We start from the raw sequence: 10903 nt of genomic DNA, 5'->3' as shown, positions 1-10903 counted from the left end.
ACATCACTAATGAAGTCTAAGAAGTCAATAACATGCTTAATAGTAGACGATGAATTATCATCGCAACGCGTGCTACAACATTTTGTCGCAGAGACTAAGGTTTTAGATTTAAAAGCCACGTGCAATAATGCCCCTGAAGCCTTTAAATATTTACAATTACATGGGCAAATAGATTTACTGTTTTTAGATATTAATATGCCTCAGCAATCTGGATTAGATTTTTATAAAAATCTAAAAAATCCACCTCAGGTTATTTTCACTACAGCTTATCCGCAATATGCCGTTGATGGTTTTGAAGTTAATGCTGTTGATTACTTGCTAAAACCAATAGCTTATGAACGCTTCTTAATAGCTATAAATAAAGCACTTAGTAATGAGACTAGCCTTCAAAATGACGATGATTTTATTGTTTTAAAGGAAAATAAAGCCTTACACAAAGTATTCTATAAAGACATTCAATATGTTGAAGCATTTGGCGATTATGTAAAATTACATACTGAAGACAAAACAATTATAACACATAGTACGTTTTCAAAACTAATAGAAAACTTACCAAATAATTTTCTGAGAACACATAAATCATTCAGTATTAATCTCAACAGAATGAATCATCTTTCTGGCAATCAAATCACTGTAGATGCACATGTAATACCTATTGGACAAACCTATAAGCAATCTGTTTTAAAAGCCTTAAATTTGTAGCATGAAGCCCATTCTAGGCATTTAAAAAGAATTAAATACCGCTCAAAAGTATAATTTAAGCATTCCACAATTTATAATTTCTAACCCGATGAAAATAGAATCTATCGTCACTATTAAAAAGGAACTAAAGCATTTATCTCAGGCTGAGCTTTTAGAATTGTGCTTGCGTTTGGGAAAATTCAAAAAAGAAAATAAAGCACTACTCACCTATTTACTTTTTGAGTCTCACGATGAAGATGGTTACATTGTTAGTGTAAAAACGTCTTTAGACGAACTTTTTGAAGGTATAAACTCAGATAGCTACTTCTACATGAAAAAGACGATTAGAAAGATTCTAAGACAAATTAGAGTCTATAGTCGTTACTCTTTAAAGAAAACAACAGAAGTTGAGCTCCTACTCTATTTTTGCGAACGCTTAAATGAATTAAAACCTTCAATTCATAGAAATACTACTTTGAGCAATCTCTATGAAAGACAGATATTTTCTATTAAGAAAAAGATTAGTGTGTTGCATGAAGATTTACAATACGATTATAATTTGCAGTTAGAGCACTTAGAACGCTAAAGGTGTAATTAATCAGTTTCTAAGAATTTTATATCGCTAAATCGTAAAGGCGCAAAATTGTACTCTGAAAATTAGAACTGAAGACAAAACAGCAGATTAACACTAAAGTCTAAAGATTTTTCTTAGCCTTCTTACTGCCTTCGTACATTTCGTACTTCACTAAACGCGCTTCAAGCTTCGCATTAAAGACTTTTATCTTACGAGAAGGGCGTAAACCTACAAACTTCAACGCTTCGAGATTAGAGGTAATTAACCAAGCATTGGTGTTAGGATAACCATGCTTAAGCGTTGTACCAATATCGCCATAAAATTCTTCGACATTCAAATTCTCTAAACGCTCTCCATAAGGAGGATTAAAAACCATGTGTAGCTTATCGCTTCCAGATTTTTGCGTTTTAAAGAAATCCTCATGCTGAATATGAACAAACTCATCTAAATGCGCATTCTTAATATTCTCTGTCGCTTTAGCTATAGCAGAAGGTGATTTATCGTAACCTATAATTTTATGATGAAAATCTCGTGTTTTTTTCAAAAGTGATTCTTCAATCTTTTCAAACAATTCTACATCCCAATCGCTCCAACGTTCAAAAGCAAATTCCTTTCGCATTAGGTTTGGCGGAATATTACATGCAATCATAGCAGCTTCAGCCAACATGGTTCCACTACCACACATTGGGTCCATAAAATCGGTTTGTCCATCCCAACCACTCATCATAATTAAACCAGCAGCAAGGACCTCGTTAATTGGTGCAATGTTCGTTGCTGTTTTATAACCACGTCTGTGTAACGATTCTCCAGACGTATCTAAAGAAATAGTACAACGCTCTCTATCTATATGCACGTTTATTTTTACATCAGGAAAACGTAAATCTACATCTGGTCGTACACCATCATTCTCTCTAAAACGATCTACTATTGCATCCTTGGTCTTTAAAGCTGTGTATTGTGAATGCGTAAACACACTATTATGAACCGTAGCATCAACAGCAAGAGAACCTGTTGCTTTCAAATAGTTCTCCCACTTCATGTTTTTAACGTTCTTATAAAGATCATCTTCTCTATTAACTTTAAACGTTTTAATAGGTTTTAAGATTTTAATAGCAGTACGCAAGCCTAGGTTAGCTTTGTACATAAATCCTTTATCACCAACAAAGCTAACATTTCGGACACCAGTCTCTACTTCTATAGCGCCTAGCTGAGTTAATTCTTTTGCTAAAATATCTTCGAAGCCAAATAAAGTTTTGGCAACCATTTTAAAATTATTATCCATGTGCTAAATAAAATACCTTAGAGCAAGCTCATTAGGAATTAATTGAAAACAGCATCCGTTTTAGATGTGTATCATTATATTCAAATCTCGTTAAGCGAGCAATTAGATTGCAAATTTACACTATTTTTGCAGGACATTTAACAATATGACTAAATCAAAAAAACAATGGTACGCTTCGTGGTTTGACACGCCTTACTACCATATTTTATATAAAGACAGAGATTATTCGGAAGGCCAGGTGTTTATGGATAATCTTACCAACTACCTAAATATTCCAGAAGGTGGTAAAATATTAGATTTAGCCTGTGGTAAAGGCAGACATTCTGTTTATCTTAATAAACTAGGCTACAATCTCACAGGTGTGGACTTGTCTGAACAAAGCATTGCACACGCCAAGCAATTTGAAAACGAAACGCTTAAGTTTAATGTACACGATATGAGTAAACCCTATCCTGATACATTTGATGCCGTTTTCAATCTTTTTACTAGTTTTGGTTATTTTGAAGATGAAAATTGTAATCTTGAAACTATAAAGTCCATTAAAGAGGAACTGAATGAAAATGGTTTTGGAGTTATTGACTTTATGAATGTGAATTATATTCTTGAAAATTTAGTGGAAGAAAATGTAAAAACGGTCGAAGGTATTGACTTTAATCAGAAACGAAGATTAAAGGATGGCTATATCGTAAAAGATATACATTTTGAAGTCGATGGAGAAGATTATGAATTTCAAGAACGCGTTAGAGCCTTTACCTTAGAGGACTTTGAAACCCTGTTCGAAAAAGCTGGTGTGTATTTGTTAGATGTTTTTGGCGATTACAAATTACGCAAATACTATTCTAAAACATCAGAACGTTTGATTATGATTTTTAAGTAAATTACAAGCATGAATAAGTACTTACTTCCTGTATATGCCATAATCATTGGCGTCATCATTGCTTTTATAACTAAAAAGCAAAAGTCTATTGGTACAAAGTTACTTTTGTCTTTTAGTGGTGCATTTTTATTGGCATTAACGTTGTTTGATTTGCTGCCAGAAGTGTATCATCATTTAGAAGCCAAGCAAACAGGTTTGTATATAATGTGTGGTATTCTGCTACAGATTATTTTAGAGTTTTTCTCTAAAGGTGCTGAGCATGGTCATTTACATATTCATAAAGAGGATACTAAATTCCCATGGCTACTTTTTGTTAGTTTATGTATTCATAGTTTTTTAGAAGGGTTTCCGATTCACCAACACAATGATATGGTATATGGAGTGTTAATTCATAAAATACCAATTGCGGCTTTAGTTACAGCATTTTTATTACAATCTAAATTTACTAAACTTCAGATTGTAAGCTTCTTAATCGTGTTTGGTTTAATGACACCTTTAGGTACGTTTATTTCGAACAATACCGTCTTTGTCGCAGATTATGTAGATATTATTAATGCTATTGTTATTGGTATATTTTTCCATATTTCTACAACCATTCTGTTTGAAACTGGCGAAGGTCATAAATTCAATTTATCGAAGTTGGTTGCGATTTGTTTGGGTATTTTAATTGCTTATTTTATTTAATATACTCAATAAGTTAATTTAGGTTCGTCAGTTCGAGTGAATTTAGCAGATGATAATCTGATAAATTTGTATCGAGAACCTATAATGCTTCATACAAAGTAGTTCTTGCTAGCTCTGTTAAGCTTCTCGCAGTGCATTCCGACAAAAGTATCGGAACTATCTAACCGACAAAACAAGAAAATTATCACTAAATTTAAGCCTAAATTAAATTCATGTTTAAATTCTTTCGCAAAATCCGCTTAGACCTTATGAGTCAAAACAAAACCAGTAAATACTTTAAATATGCAATTGGTGAGATTATTCTAGTAGTTATTGGGATTCTTATAGCTCTAGCCATAAGTAATTGGAATTCTCAAAGACTTAATAAAAATAGAAACACCTTACTATTAACAAAACTATCTAAAGAATTAGATTTAAATATAGATCGTGCCTACCTATTAGACTCTACCAACATAAGTTTTAAAAGTAGACTTAAATTCACGGACAGCTTAGTTAAGATTTTAGATCGTGGTATAGAATTAAATGACCTAGACTATATGATTGTTTCTCATATAATGCCAATATTCTTCGTTAACACCTTTAATTTAAATACGTCTGTCTTTGAAGAATTAAAAAATACTGGGAGTTTGTACTCCATAGGTTCAGATAGTCTAGTTACAGAAATTCAGCGCTACTACCAATTATGTGATAGAGAATCGTTTTATAATTTAAATTATAGCGAAAACGTCACCAAGTTTCAAGATAAATGTTATAAAGGCTGGTTTGATTTTAATTATATGTATCTAAAGAACCCAGAGAATGCTTTAAAACAGCATCAGTGGGTATTTAACTCTAGATCGCAAAACTATATTGAGTTTAGACAATTTGTAAATTACACAAGAACTCACAGTTATCTGATGGTAAGTAAATTAAAAGGAATTATTAGGGCCTCTGAAGAATTAAAGAAAATGATTGCACAAGAACAAAAGTCTTAATGGTCTCTTTAAGACAAACTAATCTTAATAAAAAATTCTTCAATCAAATACACAACAGCTATTAAATGTTCTCAAAAGAAGAAAGCCGCATACTAAGACAAGACTTCTGGACCAGTTTCGGAAAATCATTCCCAACAAAATGGGTCTTATACGATACTAAAATTAAAGGCGTTGCTCTTAAATTTCATTTCGATACAAATTCTGCTTTAATTGCGTTAGACTTAGAGGATCATCTCGAAAACAGAATTAACTGCTGGGAAAAATTAGTCACATTAAAAAATATTCTACAAAAAGACTACTTAACAGATGCCATTTACGAAGAAGAATACTATTTAGAAAACGGCAAAGAAATCTCACGCATCTATTTATCATTAGAACAAAAGGTGTCAATACATAACAAAAATACATGGAGAGATGTTATGGAATTCTTTAATACAAAGATGACTTTATTTGAAGCTTTTTTTGAAGAATATCGCGATATAATAAAAGACTAATCGTGTCCTACAAATAGAATAATTAGTAAAAAAGCACCTAAATAAAGCCCTTTATATTGCTATCAAAAAATTCTGTTTATAAGAGAACGGAACGGTAACAAAAAAATGCTTTAATCTGTTATATTTTAGGGATATGAATAATAGGAGTTGCTATATAATGAGTTGTACTTAATTTTATCAAAAATGAAAAAAAACATCTTAATACTTATCATTTTTACTAGTATTTTCTTGAATTGTAAGGAACAGAATAAAAACGAACTAATTGGCAAATGGACATGTACAGATGTTTTAGATAAAATGGAAATTCCAGCATTAGGGCTTGAGTATTTAGAAAATACAATTGTGAATAAATGGACAATTGAATTACAAGAAGATGGAACTTTCAAAACAGAAATTATTGATACGGATTCAGCAAAAGGCACATGGGAATACAATCCGACAACGAAATTGATAAAGGTTAAATTAATAGGAGAGTCTGATTTGAAATTTGAAGTATTAAAGTTTGACTCAAACAAAATTGACCTTAAATCAGAACTAGGAAAATTTATTTTTGAGAAGACTATAAATTAATTGATTACAAACTAGGCACAATACGGTATATATACTACTGCGGATTTTCTCAAACAAAAATTTAACTGAATTAATTATATTCCCTAACTATCGGAAAGTAAATCGGATTTTTAACAGCAAAAAAACATCAATAAGCACATTTGTGAAACTATAAAGACAACTCAGCACTGATAAATTACAATTGAGTGAATAAAAATCTTTGTTAACTAATTATTTTTAAATTTTTACATCTTAATCTAATACTTAAAAAATGATTGGAGATATTAATTTAAAAAGAATACTAGTTTTTCTGATAATTGCAATAACAATTTCCAATATTTTTAGGTTTGATATTTTTGAACTCAAATCCGAATTAGAAAGATTACCAACTTGGATTTTTATACTAACTTCTGTTCTTCTCGAAGGCAGCGGAGTCATTATAGGTGCATTAATAGCAATTTCATTATTGAAGAAAAAGAAAAAAACAGAGATTACGCTTTTTGGAACATCAAAATCAAAAAGTCTAATAATGCTAACTATCCCAATTGTGATTTTAACAATAATTGGTGTGAAAAATGACTTTGAACTAGACGCACATCTTTATGGTTTCATAGCTGTAATCGGAACTTTGATCTACTGTATAATGGAGGAATACGGCTGGAGAGGTTACTTACAAGAGGAATTAAAAGCCATAAAATCCTGGCAAAAATATCTAATAATAGGTTTTCTATGGTACTTGTGGCATTTAACTTTCTTAACGAAAGCAACTGTTGGTGATAATCTTTTCTTTTTTGGAATGATGGTTTTTGGAAGTTGGGGAATTGGACAAGTAGCAGAATCAACAAAGTCCATAATAGCTTGTGCTTGTTTCCATCTAGTTATTCAAATTATGATGTTCAATGCATTAATAAAAAATGGAATTAACGGAACCGAAAAACTAATAATTTTTGGTATTTCTGTTGTTTTGTGGTTTCTAATCATAAAGAAATGGGAAAAACAAAATACTATTACTAAACAAAGCACGTAATTGTTACTTATAGACTAATTAAGAAAACCCTTGTAGATTTACTATTCGGTTTATATTTGTTAAATTGTTTAGTAAACCAAGAAAAAAATGATTTTTAAACCTTAAAAAAACATAATCAAACCAACCGAATCACATAATGTTCCCAAAAAGCTTGTAACTCCTATTCGACTCCAAGACTATGGTGTTGGTGTTTTCAGTTCAGCTGTTACAAAATCTGCATTAAAAAAAGCACTTAAGAAACAGTATATTATGGTTAATGGTAGTATTGCTACTTCGGCTACTTTTATAAATGGTGGAGAATGCATTACGCTATCTGTTCCAGAAGACCAGAGTACAAAGAAGAAACTAGTATTTCAACTTAAGGCATTATTTGAAGACGATTACTTAGCTGTGATTCATAAACCTGCCGGTATTTTAGTTAGCGGCAATAGTTTTAAAACCGTTGCCAATGCATTAACTCAAAATCTAAAACGAAGTCAACTATTTGATGGAACAAAACCACAACCTGTTCACCGATTAGATTTTGCTACAACAGGTGTTTTATTAGTCGGAAAAACGAGTAGTAGTATTCGTGCTCTAAATAAACTATTTGAAAACAAGGCAATTAAGAAAGCCTACCATGCGGTTACTATTGGAGACATAAACAATGAAGGGGAAATTACTTCAGATATTGACAGTAAAATAGCACAATCGAATTATAAGCTTTGCCAATCGGTTACTTCAAAACGATTTGGTAAACTTAACTTAGTAAAATTAGAACCACTAACCGGTAGACGACACCAGTTACGAAAACATCTATCGAGCATAGGAAATCCCATATTGGGGGATAAAGACTATGGTATTGAACCTCTAATTTTAAATGGAAAAGGCTTGTATTTGCATGCCTATTCTTTAAAATTTATACATCCATTTACAAATGAAGAGCTCTATATAAAAGATGAATTACCTAAAAGGTTTCAAAAACTATTTAATTTGAAATAAATCTAAGTTGTAATGTAATCTTAAGTAAACTATTAAGACGATACGCTTTCTTCTTTTAACCAAATCTTAATAGTCTTATAAAATGTAGTACTTATCTTTAAATTTTAATTCTATTATTTTCATGAAAAAGTATATCTTATTACTATTATTGGCACCACTTCTAATGCACCAAGCTGTTGCACAAGAGAGTAAGCAAAAAAATCACTATACGTACAAAAAAGGTGACCCAAATGGCATTGGTAAATGGTATATGGGACGAGAAATAGCTTATGTTATGGGCTTTCAAGGTATTAATTGGTTAGAACGTCCTGAACGCGAGGAAGAAGAAAACACTTCAAAGCTTATTAAAAATATGGATATTAAGCTTGGTGATTCTATTGCAGATATTGGTGCTGGCTCTGGTTACCACGTATTTAAAATGGCACCAGTTGCCAAAGATGGTTTTGTCTTTGCTGTAGATATACAAGAAGAAATGTTAGTTGCCTTACTAACACATCCAAACTATAAGCAAAGCGCTAATATTGTGACTGTTTTAGGCGGTGAAAAGACGGTTAATCTTCCTAAAAATTCTGTAGATAAAATACTAATGGTAGATGTGTATCATGAATTTAATTATCCTTATGAAATGATGATGTCTATGAAAAATGCACTTAGAAAAGATGGAGAAATTTATTTAGTAGAGTATCGAGGAGAAGATGCTACTATTCCTATTAAAAAAATACATAAAATGACAGAGGAACAAGCCGTAAAAGAAATGAAAGCAGTAGGCTTTAAACTTAAAAAAAACATAAGTAACTTACCTTGGCAACATTGTATGGTTTTTATAAAAGAATAGATTATAATGACTTTATAAAATAAATTAATAGCCTCTAAAAAAGAGACTATTAATTTATATAAAGATGTGTTAAATATTATAATAAAAGTAGTATTTACATTATTTTTGGTAGGTAAACTTACATAATATGGGCAATAAAATTTCTATAAGTAATCGTGTTAAAATCGGGTTTTCATTTGCCATTGTTTTTCTACTCGTTTTAGCAACAAATCGACTCGATAAAAAGCGTTTTAATACTATAGAAAATTCGTTAACTTCTGTTTATGAAGATAGATTAGTTGCAAAAGGCTATGTTTATGAACTAAATAATATTTTTCACGAGCAGGAAAAATTACTTCTAAATAATTCTGAATATTCAACCAAAAAGGTTAGTTATGACAAAATAAACGATTTAATTATAGAATTCAAATCAACTAAATTAACTAAAGAAGAAAAATTAGCTTTTAGTAATTTTCAAGATGATTTTAAAAAATTAACTGCATTAGAAGAATCACAGACACTACTAAACAGTGCACAGGTTAAGTCTAAAATTGAAGCGAAACTCAATCGCATTCAGAATGATTTAGATAATCTAGCTAAGATTCAGATTTCAGAAGGGCAAATTATGACCCAGTTTGCTCAAAAATCTTTAAATTCCTCAGCTACAGTATCCAAAATAGAAATTGCAGTAATTATTCTTATAGGTATTGCTGTACAGTTTATAATCTTTTACAAATAGACTATATCACATAAAGAAATATCATAAAAAAGTGGCAAACAGCACCACCTAAAACAAACAGGTGCCAAATGACATGGAAATAAGGAACCTTCTGCAAGGCCTAAAATAATACCAACAGTATAAGACAAGCCATTACTAAATTCAAAATATTAAAAATATCTCTAAACCTTCCTCTATAAATGATATTCCCCTCTTCTAGAATAAACAAATAGAGTTAGAATAGTTATAAAAAATCAGTGTGCCCTTTTATTTAAAAAAAACGCTTTTGTGTAAATAACAAGAATTTTTTGTTCCTTTTCCTTTTCAAATAGAGGATAAATTACCGTTAAATCAACCATTCATACTTTCTAATTACCACTAGATAAAACAATTGACCTCTAGATAAGTATAGTATCCTTAAACTTTATTGCTCAAGTATTTTTATATCGAGCAATACTGCTTTAATGAATCTAATAATATACTTATTATGAAAAGACTTATACTTTTAAACCTAATGGCCTTATTGTTTTCGGTCAGTGCTTTGCAGGGACAGGATATTATTAATCCAATAGGCGTTACCATGTCCATTTCTAATACTTTAAATACACCTCCTATAAATATTGTAAATGGAGAGGGATTGAGTGAATTCCCAAGTATTACTGCTACTCACGAAAATAATACACCAACAAACGCAATTTTATATTTCAATGGTTCAAATACTATTGATTTTGATCTTGGTGGAAATTTTGATGTAGTAGGATTTGCCTTTTGGAATGCTATTGGTCCTGGTTCTAATAACTTTGGGGTGAAAGATGTTATTATTTCTGCTTCTCAAGACGGAGTAAACTTCACACCTATAACTGGATCACCGACAGAATTGGCTGAATCAATGCCGGCACCAGCTTTGCCAGAAACATTCTCATTTGATGTTGTAAACGCTACTCACATTCGTATTGTAGCATTAAACAACCATGGAGAACCTAGTTTTACTGGTATTAGTGAAATCGCCTTTATTGGATCAAACACATCAAGCGAAAACGTCATTAATCCAGTTTCTGCAACGACAACATTATCTGCTGAATTTGGATCAAGCCTTATTAATACCATTAATGGTTCTGGTTTAGATACATTTCCTAGTTTATCGGCATCACACGAAGGAGCGAATCCTGGTACTGCTTTTTATGCCACCAATGGTACTGGCACTATAGACTTCGATTTAGGTGGTTCTTACTTAGTTGACGGTCTTTC

The 10903-nt window shown here is 31.2% G+C and carries 13 protein-coding genes; 12 read left to right on the top strand and 1 reads right to left on the bottom strand.

Translation table 11 applies throughout. The features are described from left to right. A partial coding sequence (locus B2U95_RS14060; protein ID WP_296317243.1) for a LytR/AlgR family response regulator transcription factor occupies window positions 1-702 on the top strand: 702 nt, incomplete at its 5' end. Window positions 703-790: 88 nt separating this feature from the next. Further along, window positions 791-1267, top strand: coding sequence for a hypothetical protein (locus B2U95_RS14055; protein ID WP_296317241.1), 477 nt, complete (start codon window positions 791-793; stop codon window positions 1265-1267). A gap of 109 nt (window positions 1268-1376) precedes the next feature. Here B2U95_RS14055 and B2U95_RS14050 read toward each other — a convergent pair whose 3' ends face one another. Further along, complete coding sequence (locus B2U95_RS14050; protein ID WP_296317239.1) at window positions 1377-2537, bottom strand: THUMP domain-containing class I SAM-dependent RNA methyltransferase; 1161 nt, start codon at window positions 2535-2537, stop codon at window positions 1377-1379. A gap of 145 nt (window positions 2538-2682) precedes the next feature. On the opposite strand from B2U95_RS14050, the gene B2U95_RS14045 reads away from it, so the two are divergent. From B2U95_RS14045 to B2U95_RS14000, 10 genes are all read left to right on the top strand, one after another. Then, window positions 2683-3414: a class I SAM-dependent methyltransferase gene (locus B2U95_RS14045; RefSeq protein ID WP_296317237.1), complete on the top strand. Its 732-nt coding sequence runs from the start codon at window positions 2683-2685 to the stop codon at window positions 3412-3414. 9 nt (window positions 3415-3423) lie between these two features. Next, on the top strand, window positions 3424-4098 hold the full coding sequence (locus B2U95_RS14040; RefSeq protein WP_296317236.1) for a ZIP family metal transporter: 675 nt from the start codon (window positions 3424-3426) through the stop codon (window positions 4096-4098). A gap of 248 nt (window positions 4099-4346) precedes the next feature. After that, window positions 4347-5072, top strand: a complete 726-nt coding sequence (locus B2U95_RS14035; RefSeq protein ID WP_296317234.1) for a DUF6090 family protein — start codon at window positions 4347-4349, stop codon at window positions 5070-5072. 65 nt (window positions 5073-5137) lie between these two features. Continuing rightward, a complete protein-coding gene (locus B2U95_RS14030) occupies window positions 5138-5566 on the top strand; it encodes a DUF4268 domain-containing protein (protein WP_296317232.1) in 429 nt (142 codons plus the stop codon). A 183-nt stretch (window positions 5567-5749) separates the two neighbouring features. Beyond that, window positions 5750-6136 (top strand): hypothetical protein, encoded by a 387-nt coding sequence (locus B2U95_RS14025; RefSeq protein ID WP_296317231.1) that lies wholly within the window; start codon window positions 5750-5752, stop codon window positions 6134-6136. Window positions 6137-6386: 250 nt separating this feature from the next. Next, window positions 6387-7142 (top strand): CPBP family intramembrane glutamic endopeptidase, encoded by a 756-nt coding sequence (locus B2U95_RS14020; protein WP_296317230.1) that lies wholly within the window; start codon window positions 6387-6389, stop codon window positions 7140-7142. 249 nt (window positions 7143-7391) lie between these two features. After that, on the top strand, window positions 7392-8123 hold the full coding sequence (locus B2U95_RS14015; protein WP_339614579.1) for an RluA family pseudouridine synthase: 732 nt from the start codon (window positions 7392-7394) through the stop codon (window positions 8121-8123). Window positions 8124-8244: 121 nt separating this feature from the next. After that, window positions 8245-8958 (top strand): class I SAM-dependent methyltransferase, encoded by a 714-nt coding sequence (locus B2U95_RS14010; RefSeq protein WP_296317229.1) that lies wholly within the window; start codon window positions 8245-8247, stop codon window positions 8956-8958. 127 nt (window positions 8959-9085) lie between these two features. Then, window positions 9086-9676 (top strand): MCP four helix bundle domain-containing protein, encoded by a 591-nt coding sequence (locus B2U95_RS14005; protein WP_296317227.1) that lies wholly within the window; start codon window positions 9086-9088, stop codon window positions 9674-9676. Between the two features lie 466 nt (window positions 9677-10142). Next, a partial coding sequence (locus B2U95_RS14000; protein ID WP_296317226.1) for a discoidin domain-containing protein occupies window positions 10143-10903 on the top strand: 761 nt, incomplete at its 3' end.

The sequence above is a fragment of the Winogradskyella sp. UBA3174 genome, from assembly GCF_002364335.1.
Classification (GTDB): Bacteria; Bacteroidota; Bacteroidia; order Flavobacteriales; family Flavobacteriaceae; genus Winogradskyella.
Note: the sequence above shows the minus strand (reverse complement) of the source record. Positions and strands in the feature narration are given on the sequence as shown.